Annotated in this window: 14 protein-coding genes, 1 other RNA gene and 1 pseudogene; 10 read left to right on the top strand and 6 right to left on the bottom strand. The window is 64.3% G+C overall.

Annotation, left to right across the window (positions count from 1 at the left end; all coding sequences use genetic code 11):
* The first annotated feature begins 64 nt into the window (after positions 1 to 64).
* On the top strand, positions 65 to 1,303 hold the full coding sequence (locus tag AC1DNF_RS15940) for a TIGR03862 family flavoprotein (RefSeq protein ID WP_478149575.1): 1,239 nt from the start codon (positions 65 to 67) through the stop codon (positions 1,301 to 1,303).
* 94 nt (positions 1,304 to 1,397) lie between these two features.
* Positions 1,398 to 1,688 carry a hypothetical protein gene (locus AC1DNF_RS15935; RefSeq protein ID WP_478149574.1) on the top strand — a complete coding sequence of 97 codons (291 nt, stop codon included), beginning with the start codon at positions 1,398 to 1,400 and terminating at the stop codon, positions 1,686 to 1,688.
* Between the two features lie 930 nt (positions 1,689 to 2,618).
* Here the strand turns inward: AC1DNF_RS15935 and AC1DNF_RS15930 are convergent.
* Positions 2,619 to 3,515, bottom strand: a complete 897-nt coding sequence (locus AC1DNF_RS15930) for a DUF2806 domain-containing protein (RefSeq protein ID WP_478149573.1) — start codon at positions 3,513 to 3,515, stop codon at positions 2,619 to 2,621.
* A 158-nt stretch (positions 3,516 to 3,673) separates the two neighbouring features.
* On the opposite strand from AC1DNF_RS15930, the pseudogene AC1DNF_RS15925 reads away from it, so the two are divergent.
* Together AC1DNF_RS15925 and AC1DNF_RS15920 are read left to right on the top strand one after the other, a co-directional pair.
* A pseudogene (locus tag AC1DNF_RS15925) lies at positions 3,674 to 4,872 on the top strand (IS3 family transposase).
* Positions 4,873 to 5,132: 260 nt separating this feature from the next.
* Positions 5,133 to 5,909: a hypothetical protein gene (locus tag AC1DNF_RS15920; RefSeq protein ID WP_478149572.1), complete on the top strand. Its 777-nt coding sequence runs from the start codon at positions 5,133 to 5,135 to the stop codon at positions 5,907 to 5,909.
* An 87-nt stretch (positions 5,910 to 5,996) separates the two neighbouring features.
* Here the strand turns inward: AC1DNF_RS15920 and AC1DNF_RS15915 are convergent, their stop codons facing one another.
* From AC1DNF_RS15915 to AC1DNF_RS15895, 5 genes are all read right to left on the bottom strand, one after another.
* Positions 5,997 to 6,587 (bottom strand): hypothetical protein, encoded by a 591-nt coding sequence (locus AC1DNF_RS15915; RefSeq protein ID WP_478149571.1) that lies wholly within the window; start codon positions 6,585 to 6,587, stop codon positions 5,997 to 5,999.
* 56 nt (positions 6,588 to 6,643) lie between these two features.
* Positions 6,644 to 6,823 (bottom strand): hypothetical protein, encoded by a 180-nt coding sequence (locus AC1DNF_RS15910; protein WP_478149570.1) that lies wholly within the window; start codon positions 6,821 to 6,823, stop codon positions 6,644 to 6,646.
* Positions 6,824 to 6,857: 34 nt separating this feature from the next.
* Positions 6,858 to 8,255 (bottom strand): DUF6538 domain-containing protein, encoded by a 1,398-nt coding sequence (locus tag AC1DNF_RS15905; RefSeq protein ID WP_478149599.1) that lies wholly within the window; start codon positions 8,253 to 8,255, stop codon positions 6,858 to 6,860.
* Positions 8,256 to 8,448: 193 nt separating this feature from the next.
* Positions 8,449 to 8,545: signal recognition particle sRNA small type (gene ffs / locus AC1DNF_RS15900), an RNA gene on the bottom strand.
* Positions 8,546 to 8,570: 25 nt separating this feature from the next.
* Complete coding sequence (locus AC1DNF_RS15895; RefSeq protein ID WP_478149569.1) at positions 8,571 to 9,686, bottom strand: M12 family metallopeptidase; 1,116 nt, start codon at positions 9,684 to 9,686, stop codon at positions 8,571 to 8,573.
* A gap of 122 nt (positions 9,687 to 9,808) precedes the next feature.
* Here AC1DNF_RS15895 and dnaX point away from each other — a divergent pair, with 122 nt between their 5' ends.
* From dnaX to AC1DNF_RS15865, 6 genes are all read left to right on the top strand, one after another.
* The gene (gene dnaX / locus AC1DNF_RS15890) at positions 9,809 to 11,632 is read left to right on the top strand and encodes a DNA polymerase III subunit gamma/tau (protein ID WP_478149568.1); all 1,824 of its coding nucleotides are present in this window, start codon (positions 9,809 to 9,811) and stop codon (positions 11,630 to 11,632) included.
* Between the two features lie 37 nt (positions 11,633 to 11,669).
* Positions 11,670 to 12,002, top strand: a complete 333-nt coding sequence (locus AC1DNF_RS15885; protein WP_012747441.1) for a YbaB/EbfC family nucleoid-associated protein — start codon at positions 11,670 to 11,672, stop codon at positions 12,000 to 12,002.
* A 17-nt stretch (positions 12,003 to 12,019) separates the two neighbouring features.
* Complete coding sequence (gene recR, locus AC1DNF_RS15880) at positions 12,020 to 12,610, top strand: recombination mediator RecR (RefSeq protein ID WP_478149567.1); 591 nt, start codon at positions 12,020 to 12,022, stop codon at positions 12,608 to 12,610.
* Positions 12,611 to 12,625: 15 nt separating this feature from the next.
* Positions 12,626 to 13,018 carry an MAPEG family protein gene (locus AC1DNF_RS15875; RefSeq protein ID WP_478149566.1) on the top strand — a complete coding sequence of 131 codons (393 nt, stop codon included), beginning with the start codon at positions 12,626 to 12,628 and terminating at the stop codon, positions 13,016 to 13,018.
* A gap of 115 nt (positions 13,019 to 13,133) precedes the next feature.
* Complete coding sequence (locus tag AC1DNF_RS15870; RefSeq protein ID WP_478149565.1) at positions 13,134 to 14,168, top strand: ABC transporter substrate-binding protein; 1,035 nt, start codon at positions 13,134 to 13,136, stop codon at positions 14,166 to 14,168.
* A gap of 59 nt (positions 14,169 to 14,227) precedes the next feature.
* Complete coding sequence (locus tag AC1DNF_RS15865; RefSeq protein ID WP_478149564.1) at positions 14,228 to 15,043, top strand: ABC transporter ATP-binding protein; 816 nt, start codon at positions 14,228 to 14,230, stop codon at positions 15,041 to 15,043.
* Positions 15,044 to 15,045 lie beyond the last annotated feature (2 nt).

Here is a 15,045-nt window from a genome sequence, read left to right as displayed (position 1 = left end):
CTGACGCTATGGCGTCAATAGCCAAAGCCCTGCGAAATACGCCGGGCGAACCAACAAGACTCGAATGAAGAATGAACATACCGTCGCCGTCATCGGCGGCGGCCCCGCGGGATTGATGGCGGCCGAAGTGCTGAGCGCGCAGGGCGTGCAAGTGGATCTTTATGACTCGATGCCCTCGGTGGGCCGCAAGTTTCTCCTCGCGGGGCGCGGTGGCTTGAATCTCACGCACTCGGAACCCTTCGACATCTTTCTCGGCCGTTTCGGCGATCGCCGCGCTCGGCTGGAGCCCTTGTTGAAGGCCTTCGGTCCCGATGCCGTGCGCGAATGGGCGCACGCCTTGGGCGTCGAGACTTTCGTCGGCACCTCCGGACGCGTGTTCCCCAAGGACATGAAGGCCGCGCCGCTGCTGCGCGCCTGGCTTCGTCGCTTGCGCGAGGCCGGTGTGCGTTTTCACATGCGCCATCGCTGGCTCGGCTGGGCGGATGCGGCCGAGCCGGCGAGCTCGCTGCGTTTCCAGACGCCGGAGGGGCAGACCCATGCGACGGCCGATGCCGTCGTCCTCGCACTCGGTGGCGGCAGTTGGTCGCGGCTCGGCTCGGATGGTGCCTGGGTGCCCTGGATGACACAGCGTGGCGTCGATGTCGCGCCCTTGCTGCCGGCGAACTGCGGCTTCGACGTCGGCTGGACTTCCCATTTCGCCGATCGGTTCGCGGGGCATCCTTTCAAGTCCGTGGCGATCTCCGTCAGTGACGGCCGGGGCGGCCACTTCGCGCGCAAGGGTGAGTTCGTGGCGACCGCGACCGGGGTCGAGGGCAGTCTGGTCTACGCGGCCTCGGCCCTGCTGCGCGACGACATCGCGGCGCGCGGCAGTGCCACGCTGCTGCTCGATCTGCTGCCGGACCGCAGCGCCGAGCAGGTGCGCGCCGCGGTGCTGCATCCGCGCGGCGCGCGTTCTCTTTCGAGCCACTTGAAGAGCCGGCTCGGGCTCGAAGGCATCAAGGCCGGCGTGCTGCATGAAGTCCTGACCCGCGAAGAGATGCATTCGCCCGAGAGGCTGGCCGAGACGATCAAGGCGGTGCCGCTGAGACTGGTGGCGCCTCGTCCGATCGACGAGGCCATCAGCAGCGCGGGCGGCGTTCGTTTCGATGCGCTCGACGACAAGCTCATGAGCATCGCGCTGCCCGGCGTCTTCTGCGCGGGCGAGATGCTCGATTGGGAGGCACCGACGGGCGGCTACCTCCTGACCGCCTCGATGGCCAGCGGCGCGGCTGCCGCGCGAGGGGCGATCGCGTACGCCAAATAGGAAGTGCGCGCAACTGCGTACTTCCGGCTGACGTGCATTTGTTCACAGGGCCGATGACAATTCCACGCCTCATCCAGGGCGGCCAAGAACAAGCATGTACCCGCAAGTCGATATCAGGAAGATCCGGGATAGCTACTTCAACTACGGCGTAAGCATCGGCAACGCCGACGAGTGCTATGCACGTGAAGGTCTTCGTTCGATCACGGAATGCCTGCACGATGCGGCGACCGCGCTGGGCCACCATTTTCCGATCGCGGCGGTGAGCTACCAGAGCCGGCTGCTCGGCTGCTACTACGTGGCGGACATGGAGCACAAGACCGTGGCGCTTGCCGAGAGCCTGGCCGCCAAGCTGGTGCGGCTTGCGGAGCCTGAGACCACCGACTGAACGCGCGCATCGGTCGATGCGTCTAGCGGGACACCTTCCAGTGCCGGGCGGTGGTCTCGACGACCCGTGCCGCGCACTCTGCCACGCTCTCGTTCCGCGCCGCCGGAAAGGGCCACGAGGAGCGTTTGACCACGTGCGGCCGTGGCGTGAAGGGCAGCACCCTAGCTATGGTCGGGAGGGGGAGGGAAGGGGTCACGGTGTCGCCTCGGTATTGTTCTTTGGGACGACAAATTCTACAGCGACAACTGTATGGATGAACAGTGTTTCGAGGGGCGGCGAGACCGGTCCTGACGCGGCTGCAGGGAATTCGGCGGGGGCGGACCCGAGGCCGGCGCTCGCCCAGAGCCTGTGTTGCCGAGGAACTGGTCAGGAGGTTGGTCGTGGAATCAACGGCCTGAGCGCCGAGCCCGCGAGCCCTCGATGGCGCATGAGGGTTGGAGAGTCAAACAAAACGACCTGCCGCGTGTCGTCGTTCACGGGCGTGAGGGCATACCCTTTGCCAATCTCTCTGCAGCACCCTCAAAGTGCCATAGCGCCGCTCGTGGCGCGAGGAGAATAGATGCAAACGCTGAAGATGATCGTTGTAGCTGCGGCTTGCGTTGCCTGCTGCGGCGCCTTTGCTCAGAGGCAGAGCAACCCCTACGCCAACCCATATGGCAACGTGAACTCGAATCCCTACGGAAGTGCCCCGGGGAACGGCTACACGAATCCCAATAGCCACCCCGTGGACGGCTACGTGCGGAACAACGGGACCTACGTTGCGCCGAGCCGTGCGACCAACCCGAACGACACCCGGTCGGACAACTACGGCACAAAGGGAAATGTGAACCCATATACGGGCAAGGCAGGCACTCGTTACTAATCCGCGTCCCGGGTCCGACGCCGCGCACGGTCTTGCCTGCCGGCCCCGCCTGCCTGCCATCCAAACCTTCAGGTATGGGCTTCTCTGACAATCGTCATTCCCTCTTTCTCAAATGCGGCGACTAAGAACGCAACACGCTCCGGCGAAGGGGCGCATGCGACCAAACGCCCAAGCTCCCGCCCAGATACGGTCAACGAGTAGATGCCAGCCGGTATTTGGCCGTCGCTTAGCATTGAGAACTTCTCAACGGGTTTCTCATTGCGTATAGAGAGATGCTCATTGGGACTGAGCCAAAGGCGTAGGGGCTGGCCATGGGCCGGCGTGAAAACCTTCCCCATTTCAGCGCGGCTCAGCAGGCCGGCCTCTTCAAGTACGTATAGCTGGTGGGGCGTCTTAAGCCCAACGCTAGCCAACTCCGTTGACTCTGTAGAGAAGACCAGAATGACCGGGAGGGCCCCAGCGGTCGGTGACTGTGTGCAAAGGCTCTCAAACGTAATCGCCTCTTCCTTGGATAGTTGCGACAAGACTTGGATGGTTCGCAGAGAAAATGAGCCAGGCTGCTGAACTTCTCCCGCGAGCAGCTTTGCCCAAAGCACTTGCATGCTCTGGTCGCTGACGTCTTGACACGTCTGGAAAAACCGAACGGCCCAATCAGCTTCTACAGGCGTCGATGAGACCTCTGAGGGAAGCTGGCCCTCGGCTATTAACGCTATCGCCTCGATGTTCTCCTGGCGGCGCACTTCATTGTCCAGGGCGCGTTGCGCCGCTCTCACGCCGATCTCTGAGGCCCTCGCTTTGGCCTCAGCCATGAGCACCAATGAGTCTCCCTGTGCAGCGGCCATCTTGCGGGTGTGATGAGGCTCATGAAGGCGTCCGCAGCCAGCGGCCACCACCTCAATCAACTTCGTCACGGGTGCACTGAGCGCCTTCGCAGTCTCCGGGAGTATTTCCGTCAAAGTCACCATTCAGATTCTCCTCAGGGGGATATTGTGATGGGCCCACGGTGGGCGATGAGCGCTTCAGGGCCCCTCACGGCCAACTTGAGGGCAGGGTACTGGATCTCCGCTACTGAAGTTGACCCGATTTCGTGGACGCCCGATCCTTATGGATGAAGGAGTCCGATATGCCTACACCGAAGCCTCCGTACCCGGCGGAGTTCCGCCGACAGATGATCGAGCTGGTCCAGGCCGGCCGCACGCCGTCACAACTCGCGCGTGAGTTCGGCTGCACTGCCCAGAGCATCTCGACTTGGGTGGCGCAAGCTGCGGCTGACAACGTCAAGCCCGCACGCGGCAAGGACGTCTTGAGCAGCACTGAGCGTGAGGAACTCGTGCGGCTGCGCCGAGAAAACCGGCAGCTCAAGCAGGAGAGGGACATCCTGGCAAAGGCTACGGCCTGGTTCGCCGGCAAAGGCGAGAAGACATTCATCGGGTCTACCAACTCGTGAGTGCGAACCAGGGCAAGGTTCCCGTGCAAACGATGTGTCGCGTGCTCGAGGTCTCTGCGAGTGGCTAGTACGCGTGGCGCGATCGACCGCCGTCGAGGCGTTCGATCGACGATGCGGTGCTGGTGGAGCGAATCCGGGCGATCCACACCGAATCTGACGCTACCTATGGGATGCCACGCGTGCGCGCCGAACTGATCGACCAAGGGATGCGCGTCAGTGGCAAGCGCGTGGCTCGGCTGATGCGTGCGAACGCCATTCGAGGCATCAGTCGGCGCCGTCGCTTCATCGTGACCACACGACGCGACGAGCGACAGCGCCCGGCGCCCGATCTGGTCAAGCGCGAGTTCATCGCCGGCGGCCCAAACGAGCTGTGGGTCGCTGACATGAGCTACGTGCCCACCTGGGCTGGCTTCATCTTCCTGGCCATCGTGCTGGATGTATGGAGCCGGCGCATCGTGGGCTGGGCCATCGGCGAACAGATGACCGCCGAGCTGGTGCTTGCGGCGCTGAACATGGCGCTGCAACAGCGCAAGCCCGATGGCGTGATCCACCACAGCGATCAGGGCAGCCAGTACACCAGCATCGCCTTCGGCGAACGGTGCAAGAAGATGGGTGTTCGCCCGTCGATGGGCACAGTCGGCGATGCCTATGACAACGCGATGGCCGAAAGCTTCTTCGCCACGCTCGAATGCGAGTTGATCGACCGGCGCAGCTGGCAGACCAAGACCGAAGCCCGGCTGGCGCTGTTCACCTACATCGAGGGCTGGTACAACCCGCGCCGACGCCATAGCGCGCTCGGACAGATCTCGCCGGCAACGTTTGAGAGGAAACACCACGAAGTCCAAGACGACCGCCTCGCCTCGAACACGACTTGACCACCGTCGGCGTCTGCGTGGCATGCGCCACGCCGCCGGTGGACAAGTCTTCGTCGCTGCCAATCAATTCGACTTGAGAATCAAGTCCCAACCCGTCCGCGCAACAGGGTCAAGTCCACTACCGCGTCCTGCACCTCCATCAGCGTGCGATGGTCATAGACCACGGTGCCATGCTTGCGGGCCGCCTTTCGGGTACTCCCTCAGTCCACTTTCGCGAGGCGTTCGGGGTTCACGCGGCATCCGCTCCATACTCGGCACAAATGTCTGATGACCCCATCCACTCGCACATCATCCTGGAATGGCGCTTCACCCCCGCCGACTTCTTCGGGGAGCCCGTAACGGCAAACCGTGAAGGCTATACGTGGTCTCTTGCGGACGGGAAGGTGGAAGCCCGGATCGACGGTACGCGGTACGCGGCCGACGAAGGGATACGGGAACAAATTCACCGCGAGCTTGAAAGCAGGTTCCGGGCAGCGCAAGTGCTGCGGCATCAGCCATTCGAGTTTTCCGGCCCGACCATTATCAAGGTCCGCCCGGATGGCGGACGCGATGTCTTCATCGAGCTTCGGGGGGTTGTCAGCGTCGGCACGCTTGGCTCGGTCGGCATCCTCGTCACCGATTCAGCAGGCCATGCGGTGTTCGACTCGGAGCAAGCTCGCCGTGAGGAGGCGCGAGCCTTCGAGAACCTGGTTGCCGCACACTCGACAGACCCACTCTTGGGCGCCTTACTTCGCAGCTTTCAAAGGGCAGTCCGCGACCCCGACAACGAACTCGTTCATCTGTACGAACTTCGCGACGCACTGGCTGCCCGCTTCGGTGGAGACGGCGAAGCGCGCTCTGCGCTCGGCGTAACTACCAACGAGTGGAGCCGTTTCGGCCACCTATGCAACGGCGAGCCGCTCCGCCAGGGCCGACATCGTGGGAAGGCTGCCGGCGCTCTGCGGGATGCCACGGACGCAGAGCTAGTAGAGGCGCGCCAGTTCGGCAAGAAGTTGCTGAGGGGCTATCTCGACGTGCTCGACGGCAAGACGCCTTGACGAGTGCGCAGCCGCCTTGCGGCGAAAAGGCGGGTCGCATCGTTGCCACCCCGGCATGACCCTGCGCTCGATCCTTCGAGACAACGCCTACGTGGCGAGGCGCGGTTGGCCCGGTACCCCGAGAGAGGCCCGGAGGGCATTCATCAAGGCGTAGTACCTGTGCCGTATTTCGGCGTAGGAGGCCGCTGCGGTTGACGGCGAAAAGCTAGCCGACCACGCCTCCTGCCACTCGAACGTGCAATGTCTTGTCCTGTCGCCGTCCACGCCGCGAATCAGTGATCGGATTTTTGCGTTTTCGCCTGCACCTTGGAAGGTGTCGAAGAGGGTTCTGGCAAGGGCTTCATATGTGTCGAATACCTCGGCGTCGAACAGGTGCCGATAGATATGAAAGTTTTGACCCAGTTCCCGCTTGGCCTTCAGAACATCGCTCGGGGAAACGTCTTTCCAGTGACCCACCCATGTGTAGAAGCAAAGCAGTTTGTTGAGAAGGGGGGCGACCGAGTCGTACAGACTGAGGCGTTTCTCGATCAGTTTTTGGTTTGACCAATGGAGAAGCTCAAGCCGCTTCAGTCGTCGACTGATGAACCAACCGAACGCGGTCACCGATAGCGGGGTAAGAATTGCGACGACCAGCTTCGTAAGCTCAAGTGAGTTCCACAGGTTTGGAACAGGCTGCATGTCTACGGCTCCGAAAGTTGACGCCAACGAATGATAGAGACGCGGCAGGAAACCGTCTAAACGACCCCGTGCGGCCCCACAACGGGCAACTTGAGGGCAGGGTAGTGAATCGCCTCCACGGCCTCCTGAACCTCGCTCAGCGTGCGATGGTCATAGACCACGGTGCCGATGCTGCCCACCGTCTTGTGCCCGGTCACCTTGTCCATCGTGCCCTCGCTATGGCCTCCCTTGCGCATCAGCGGACGCAGCGTGTGGCGGAAGCAGTGGAAGTCAGGACGGGTGCCGGTGAGGCCGAGCGCATTCCGATGGTCCTTGAACCAGCGGCCGAAGAAGTCGCTCGGCTTCCCTTCGCGCAGCTAGGGCCGGCCATAGGGAGTCGCTGCCTAATGCCTTGACGGTCTCCACGTACCTGAGGAACCCGAGCCGGATGAGTTCGCTGTGAATCGGCACGCTGCGGTGCCCCGCGTCACTCTTGATGCTTTGGCCTTCGCCCTCGTTCGTCAGCACCAGGACATTGATGCCCTCGGCCTTCTGCACGTCAGCCGTCCGCAGTTGGCAGAGTTCACCCAGGCGGGTCCCCGTGTAGAGACCCATCAGGGGAATCCAGTACGCCGCCTCGCGGCCCCCAAATCGGGCATCGGGGAGGGCATACGCGGTGTGGAGCGGTGCGGTAAACAGCGTCTTCAGTTCATCGTCCGTCCATGGCCTGCGTTTGTTCGTGGTCGTGGTCTTGATGTCCAGGCCGCGCCACGGCTGCTTAGGTAGCCACTCAAGTGTCTCGTGGGCGAACTTCAACAGGGACTTGATATTCGTGAGCCGGTCGCGTGCGGTCTTCGTCGTGTTGCAGCTCTCGCGGAGCCACGTTCGGTAGGTATCGCCCATCTCCCGCGTGATGCCCTCCAGCGCGATTCCCTTGTGCTGCCCCTCGAATTGCTTCAAGGCTCTGTCGTAGACGGCGATGGAGTCGGCGGAGCGGGCCGAATCGCCGGAGGTCTTCCATTTGTCGAATACGTCGCGCAGGGTGCGAGGCTTGGCAGGCTTCAGGGCTCCCGACGTAGTGAGGACTACGGGCGTATCGATCACCTCGCCGGCGTCTCTCAGGGTCACTTCCTTGTGCGCCGTGCGGTAGGCCTTCAGGCACGCGAGCAGGGCATCCCGCGCCCCGGGGGTTTTCACGTCGAACGACACACCGAGCTTTGCGGCTTCTGCCCGCGCAAGGGGGAGCACCGCCGCAAGGTTTTGCCCCGCAAGTGATACAGCGGCCTTGCCATCGAGGAAGGCATTTACGTCGGCCAGCTCCGCCCGTTCCTCCTCCGTGGCCCCGCTCAGGTCATCGATACGGGGCTCGGTAGGGGTGGCCTGGGGAATGCCCAACCCGACCCTTGTACGCCGGACACGGGCCATCTCGGCGAGCAGTGGTAGATCAGAGCGGAGCCGGTCATCTCGACCCAGGACAGCAGAGCGGATGCGTGCTGGCAGGAGAGCCGCCATGTCCGGCGTGATTGCGTCAACTGGCGACGGATTGAGTTCGCTACGCTTCGCCTCGAAGTCAGCCAGCCATTCGGCCCGCTTCAGGGTTGCCAGTAGGGTCGCCTCGCGGCGGTCGCTGGTGCCCAAGGCGAGGTTCACACGGGTCTTGCTGTAGACCCGTTGGAGGTCGTCGGGGATGATGACCCGAACCTAGAAACGCGACTCCCGAAGGTTCAATCCCTCGACCTTTGCCATGTCTTTTCCCGGTGTCGTGGCGAGCTTTTCGCCGCGCTTGTTGCGAGGAAGTGACACAGCTAAGTGATACAGAGAGGAGCTTGTAAGTCCTTGATAGCACGTAAGTTATTGAAAACTCACGGCTTTTTGGTATGAGGTTGACGAGCCTTACCCCCGGCACTGGCTACGCAGTTAGGGCTGCTTGGTTCCCCACCTGACCCGGTTGGCCACTTCACCATGCGGGGAGGCCCGTCAGTGCGGGATTGTAGGCGACTCGCGTCACCAGACCATCAAGGAGGTCTCGAGCGCCGCGTCCGCGTAGTAAAGACGCACGCCGACCAGGTAGTGCCGGCCCTTCTGCAGGCGCATGCTGACGCGGGCGTTGAGGTCGGTGCCGCTGTCGTCGCTGCCCGCAATCTGCACGTTCCCGGTGGGCGTGACCTCGAAGAGCACCAGCACCGTGTCGGACGTGCCGAAGGTCCCGATTTCGTAGGTCCGCGTGCGCGCCGGCACGAGATCGAAGGTGCGGGTCTCGCCCGCCTTCAGCTTGAGCAATTGCGACAGCCCGACTTTCAGCGTCGAAGTGGTGGGCGCCCTCACGCCGGGATAGGACTCCACCACCCAGGCCTTGTCGGCATACGAGAGTCCACCCTTGGGCGTGAGCCCGGCCTGGTACTTTGCCGGCGCGCTGATGAGCCCACCCTCGAACTGATACTCCATGACCGAATCCGGATCCCAGGTCGTGCCCTTGACCTCGGCCACGGGAATCTTGCGCAGGATGTTCCACTCGATCTGCTGCTCCTGCCAGAAGTTCGGCGAGCCCTTGAAGTAGCTCAACACCGCGTCGCGGTTCCAGCTGATGCCGGCATTCGGGTTCTGGTGCTCGTGTTCGAGCCCGAGCGTATGGCCGATCTCGTGCAGCGCCGTGTCCTTGCCATAGGGCGTCGTGAGCGCCCAGCCGAAATTCATGGTGCGTTGAAGGGGGTCGCGCGTGTTGAGCACATCCCGCCCGACGAAGGACCATGAACCGTCCTGCGGGTCGAAGCCGATGCGCACCATGGCGTCCTCGGGCGCGTCGACGCGCCTGAAGCTCACCCCGATCCCCAGCTTGGCCCATTCCTCGAACGCGACATCGACGGCCTCGATGTCGCCGGTGCTCCCGTTCCACCCGGCGGGCACGTTGTCGCCGCGCTTGAAGCAGTAGTAGGTGAGCTGCGTGCCGTTCACCCACTTCTTGCTCGACGCCATGATCGCGGAGGCGCGGTTGGCCGACACGCTGCTGTCGAACTGGCGCGGCGTCTGCACGGGCTGCACGCAATAGCGGCGCTTGTCCATATCGGCCTTGGTCTTCTTGGCTGCGGCGCTCGGGGCGCCTTTGCGGCTCGCAGTGGACATGAACAGTCTCCTCTCTCTTCTTGGAGCTTTTCATGCTAAGCGCGAGGTTTCCAAAAAGGCATCTGCAAAAAGGTCTAGGCCATCGCAGGAAAGCGCGCCGGCGCCCGCCCTAAAATGCACCGATGGCCTATCTCGTGCTCGCTCGCAAACACCGTCCGAAAACCTTCAGCGAGATGGTGGGCCAGGAGCACGTCGTCCAGGCGCTCGAGAACGCGCTCACCTCCCAGCGCCTGCACCACGCCTATCTGTTCACGGGTACGCGAGGCGTGGGCAAGACCACCGTGTCGCGCATCCTGGCCAAGTCGCTCAACTGCCAGGGGCCGGACGGGCAGGGCGGCATCACGGCCGCGCCCTGCGGTGTGTGCCAGGCATGCCGGGACATCGATTCGGGCCGCTTCGTCGACTACACCGAGCTCGATGCGGCCTCCAACCGCGGCGTCGACGAGGTGCAGGCCCTGCTGGAGCAGGCGGTGTACAAGCCGGTGCAGGGGCGCTTCAAGGTCTTCATGATCGACGAAGTGCACATGCTCACGGGCCACGCCTTCAACGCGATGCTGAAGACGCTCGAAGAGCCGCCCGAATACCTCAAGTTCGTGCTCGCCACCACTGATCCTCAGAAGGTGCCCGTCACGGTGCTCTCGCGCTGCCTGCAGTTCAACCTGCGGCCGATGGCGCCCGAGACCGTGCTCGAACACCTCACGCGCGTGCTGCAGACCGAAGCCGTGCCGGCCGAGCCCAATGCACTGCGCCTGATCGCGCGGGCAGCGCGCGGCTCGATGCGCGACGCGCTCTCGCTCACCGACCAGGCGATCGCCTTCGGCAACGGCGAACTGCGCGAGGCCGGCATCCGCCAGATGCTGGGCAGCGTCGACCGCGGCCACGTGTTCCGTCTCATCGAGGCCCTGGCCGAAGGCGACGGCAAGACGGTCGTCGAAACCTCGGAGGCCTTGCGCCGCGACGGCTTCTCCGCCGCCTCCACGCTGGAGGAAATGACCGCCGTGCTGCAAGGCATGGCCGTCCTGCAGGCCGTGCCCTCGCGTGCCCCGACGGGCGAGGCGATGGACCCCGATGCGGCCGAGACAGCGCGCCTCGCCGCCTTGATGCCCGCCGATGAAACGCAGCTGCTCTACAGCCTGTGCCTGCATGGCCGCGCCGAGCTGGGCCTCGCGCCCGACGAGTACGCTGCGCTCACGATGGTGTTGTTGCGGCTGCTGGCCTTCAAGCCGAGTGGAATGGCCCCGACGGCCAACGCGGAAAAAAAAACTCTGAAAGAAGCGTCGCGCCCGCCGCTTGAGGCGCCTCGCGACATTCCCGTCCCCACACCGGTCGCGCCCATCGAAGTCGCGCCCTCCGCCGAGCCGACCCGGCCGCCGGGCCAGCAATTGCCCGTCGTCGACGCGCCCGCGCTCGCCGCGGCCTCGCCGCCCAGGCCGCTCGCCGCCGCCGGCACGGCGCAAGCCGCTTCGAGGGTGCTTCCGATGCAGGTCCGCGTGCAGCCGCCGCCCGGCGCGCGCGAAATGCCGCGCGAGGGCGAATCGCAGGCTTCCACGCCCATCCCGCCCAGCGAGGAGGGCGACTTCTGGCACGCGACGGTCACGCGGATGGTCGCGGCCGAAGCGATCAGTGCGCTCACGCGCGAACTCGCCCTGCAATCTCAGCTGGTCGGGCGCGATGTCGACCAGTGGCTCCTGCGCGTCGAGCGCGAATCGCTCAACCAGACGAGCAGCCGGGAAAAGCTGCAGGCCGCCCTCGCGGCACTGGGCTTCGGCGTGAAAATCGCCATCGAGATCGGCGCCGTGGTCGACAGCCCCGCGCGCCGCAACAAGCAGGCTGCCGACGAGCGGCAGCGCGTGGCCGAGGAGGCCATTCGCAGCGACCCCGAAGTGCAGTCCATGATGCGCGACTGGGACGCGAAAATCGTCCCCGGTACGCTCCGACCCGCATAAGCATTTTTTCATTCAATCAACGAAGACAGGATCACCCATGTTCAACAAAGGACAGCTCGCCGGCCTCATGAAGCAGGCGCAGGCGATGCAGGACAACCTCAAGAAGGCGCAGGAAGAACTCGCCACCATCGAAGTCGAAGGCGAATCCGGCGCCGGCCTGGTGAAGGTCGTGATGACCTGCAAGCACGACGTCAAGCGCATCACCATCGACCCCAGCCTGCTGGCCGACGACAAGGACATGCTCGAAGACCTGGTGGCTGCCGCCTTCAATGCCGCAGTCCGCAAGGCCGAGGAAACGAGCGAGCAGAAGATGGGCAAGCTCACGGCCGGGATGCCGGGTCTGCCCCCGGGCATGAAGCTGCCGTTCTGAACGCCGCACTGGCCTGAATGGCGGATTCCAGCTCGCTCGATGCGCTGGTCGAGGCACTGCGTCGCCTGCCCGGCGTCGGTGCGAAGTCGGCTTCGCGCATGGCCTTCCACCTGCTGCAGCATGACCGCGCGGGCACGCAGATGCTTGCCCGCGCGCTGGAGCAGGCGGCCAGCAACGTGCGCCACTGCGAGCGCTGCAACACCTTCACCGAGGCCGCGATCTGCAGCGTGTGCGCCGACGCGCGCCGCGACGGCACCAAGCTGTGCGTGGTCGAAACCCCGGCCGACCAGGCCGCGCTCGAACGCACGGGCGCCTTCCGCGGCTACTACTTCGTGCTGATGGGCAAGCTCAGTCCGCTCGATGGCATCGGCCCCAACGACATCGGCCTGGCGAAGCTCTTCGAGCGCGCGCTCGATGGCGTTGTCAGCGAAGTGATCCTCGCCACCAATTTCACCGCCGAGGGCGAGGCGACGGCCCACGTGATCGGAGAGGCGCTCAAGAAGCGCGGCCTGACCGTGACGCGATTGGCGCGTGGCGTGCCGGCGGGCAGCGAACTCGAATACGTCGACCTCGGCACCATCGCCCACGCGCTGGTCGACCGGCGCTGAGCTTCAAAGGACACCATGAGTCTCTCGACATTGACCTTCGCCTACTGGTGCGTGCTGGCCGCGGCGCTGCTTCCCTACCTGGCCTCCTACATCGCCAAGAGCGGCAGCTTCGGCCCGCGCGACAACGTGCAGCCGCGCGCGTGGGACGAGCGCCAGACCGGCTGGCGCGCGCGGGCCAACGGCGCGCAGGCCAACAGCTTCGAGGGCCTTCCCTTCTTCATCGGCGCGGTGATCATCGCCCATCAGCTCGGCGCTTCGCAGGGGCGCCTGAACATGCTGGCCGCGGCTTATGTGGCGCTGCGTGTCGTCTACATCGCGCTTTATGTCAGGGGCTGGGGCTCGGCCCGCAGCACCGTCTGGACGCTGGCCTTTCTCGTCAACATCGCCATTCTTTTCATCGGTCGCTAGCGGTCTTCATGTTTACGTGAAAACCCGCACGGGATGTTCCCGATGCAGGCGCAGGGGGCGGCACCTAAGCTTGATTCGCACATCAGGAATCAAGGAGCCCCCCAGGCGCCACTTCATGCTCAATCGCCGTACCTTCACTGCTGCCGCCGCACTGGGCGCCGCATACGTTGCCTTGCCGTCGGTCTACGCGCAGGCCAAGCTTGAGAAGACCAAGGTCTCCATCGCGGTCGGCGGCAAGGCGGCGTTCTACTACCTTCCGCTCACCATCTCCGAACAGCTCGGGTACTTCAAGGCCGAAGGCCTCGACGTCGAGATCTCCGACTTTGCCGGTGGATCGCGCGCCCTGCAGGCGGTGGTCGGTGGCTCGGCCGACGTCTGCTCGGGCGCCTTCGAGCACACCATCAACCTGCAGGCCAAGAACCAGCTCTTCGAGTGCTTCGTGCTCCAGGGGCGCGCGCCGCAGATTGCCATTGGCGTGTCGACCAAGAACCTCGCGGGCTACTCTTCCATCGCCGATCTCAAGGGCAGGAAGATCGGTGTCTCGGCGCCGGGCTCCTCGACCAACATGGTGGCGAATCTCGTGCTGTCGCGCGGCGGATTGAAGGCCGCCGACGTGAGCTTCATCGGCGTGGGTGTCGCCGCAGGTGCATTGACCGCGTTGCGCTCGGGCCAGATCGATGCGATCAGCAACACCGATCCGGTGATGACCATGCTCGAGCAGAAGGGCGACGTGAAGATCATCAGCGACACCCGCACGCTCAAGGGCACGCAGGAAGTGTTCGGTGGCCCGATGCCCGCGGCCTGCCTCTACGCGTCGACGGACTTCATCCAGAAGCACCCCAACACCTGCCAGGCGCTGGCCAACGCCATCGTGCACGGCCTCAAGTGGCTGCAGACGGCCGGGCCGGGCGACATCATCAAGACGGTGCCGGAAACCTATCTGCTGGGCGACCGCGCCTTGTACCTCGCGTCCTTCGACAAGGTGCGCGAGGCCATCGCGGTCGACGGCGTGGTCCCGGCGGACGGCCCCAAGACCGCGCTCGACGCCATCGCGAGTTTCGACAGCACCGTCAAGGCCGACAAGATCGACCTGGCCAAGCTCTACACCAACGATTTTGCGCGCCGCGCCAAGGACAGGTTCAAGGCCTGACTTGAAGGTTTTGCAACCCGGCTCCGGCCGGGTTTTTTTCTTGTCACCCCCGGCTGCCCATGTCCGAATACGCGCTCGAACTTCTTGACATCAGTTGCACCTTCCGCTCGAAGGATGATCACAGCCAGCGCTACACGGCGGTGGCCGGCACCACATTGCGCATTCGCGAAGGCGAGTTCGTGTCGGTGGTCGGGCCCACCGGCTGCGGCAAGTCGACCCTGCTCAACGTCGGCGCGGGTCTGCTCGAACCTTCGTCGGGCGCCATCAAGGTTTTCGGCCAGACGCTCGTCGGCATCAACGCCCGTGCCGGCTACATGTTCCAGAGCGAGGCCCTCATGCCATGGCGAAGCACCCTCGACAACGTGATGGTGGGCCTGCAGTACCGCGGCGTGCCCGATGCGCAGGCCAGGGCCCAGGCCGAGCAGTGGCTGTCCCGCGTGGGCCTGACGGGTTTCGGCGACCGCTACCCGCACCAGCTGTCGGGCGGCATGCGCAAGCGCACGGCACTCGCCCAGGTGCTGGCGCTGGACCCCGACATCATCCTGATGGACGAGCCCTTCAGCGCGCTCGACATCCAGACGCGGCAACTGATGGAAAACGAGGTGCTCGAACTCTGGGCCGCGAAGAAGAAGGCCGTGCTCTTCATCACGCACGATCTCGACGAGGCCATCGCGATGAGCGATCGCGTCGTGGTGTTGTCTGCCGGGCCGGCGACCCATCCTATCGGCGAATTCACCATCGACCTGGCCCGGCCGCGCGACGTGGCGGAGGTACGCACGCATCCGCGCTTCGTCGAACTGCATACGCAGATCTGGAATGTCCTGCGCGATGAGGTGCTCAAGGGCTATGCGCAACAGTTGAAGAAGGCGGCCTGAAC

The sequence above is a fragment of the Variovorax sp. 01T432 genome, from assembly GCF_056398605.1.
The sequence above is the reverse complement of the archived record's forward strand: the minus strand, read 5'-3'. Positions and strand labels throughout refer to the sequence as shown.

Bases quoted from the DNA above. Each gene is read 5' to 3' on its own strand.
- AC1DNF_RS15915 (WP_478149571.1), bottom strand. From the start codon at position 6,587: ATGCAGCCTGTTCCAAACCTGTGGAACTCACTTGAGCTTACGAAGCTG.
- AC1DNF_RS15885 (WP_012747441.1), top strand. From the start codon at position 11,670: ATGTTCAACAAAGGACAGCTCGCCGGCCTCATGAAGCAGGCGCAGGCG.
- AC1DNF_RS15910 (WP_478149570.1), bottom strand. From the start codon at position 6,823: ATGCGCAAGGGAGGCCATAGCGAGGGCACGATGGACAAGGTGACCGGG.
- AC1DNF_RS15930 (WP_478149573.1), bottom strand. From the start codon at position 3,515: ATGGTGACTTTGACGGAAATACTCCCGGAGACTGCGAAGGCGCTCAGT.
- AC1DNF_RS15940 (WP_478149575.1), top strand. From the start codon at position 65: ATGAAGAATGAACATACCGTCGCCGTCATCGGCGGCGGCCCCGCGGGA.
- AC1DNF_RS15935 (WP_478149574.1), top strand. From the start codon at position 1,398: ATGTACCCGCAAGTCGATATCAGGAAGATCCGGGATAGCTACTTCAAC.
- AC1DNF_RS15920 (WP_478149572.1), top strand. From the start codon at position 5,133: ATGTCTGATGACCCCATCCACTCGCACATCATCCTGGAATGGCGCTTC.
- AC1DNF_RS15865 (WP_478149564.1), top strand. From the start codon at position 14,228: ATGTCCGAATACGCGCTCGAACTTCTTGACATCAGTTGCACCTTCCGC.
- AC1DNF_RS15875 (WP_478149566.1), top strand. From the start codon at position 12,626: ATGAGTCTCTCGACATTGACCTTCGCCTACTGGTGCGTGCTGGCCGCG.
- AC1DNF_RS15895 (WP_478149569.1), bottom strand. From the start codon at position 9,686: ATGTCCACTGCGAGCCGCAAAGGCGCCCCGAGCGCCGCAGCCAAGAAG.
- dnaX (WP_478149568.1), top strand. From the start codon at position 9,809: ATGGCCTATCTCGTGCTCGCTCGCAAACACCGTCCGAAAACCTTCAGC.
- AC1DNF_RS15870 (WP_478149565.1), top strand. From the start codon at position 13,134: ATGCTCAATCGCCGTACCTTCACTGCTGCCGCCGCACTGGGCGCCGCA.
- recR (WP_478149567.1), top strand. From the start codon at position 12,020: ATGGCGGATTCCAGCTCGCTCGATGCGCTGGTCGAGGCACTGCGTCGC.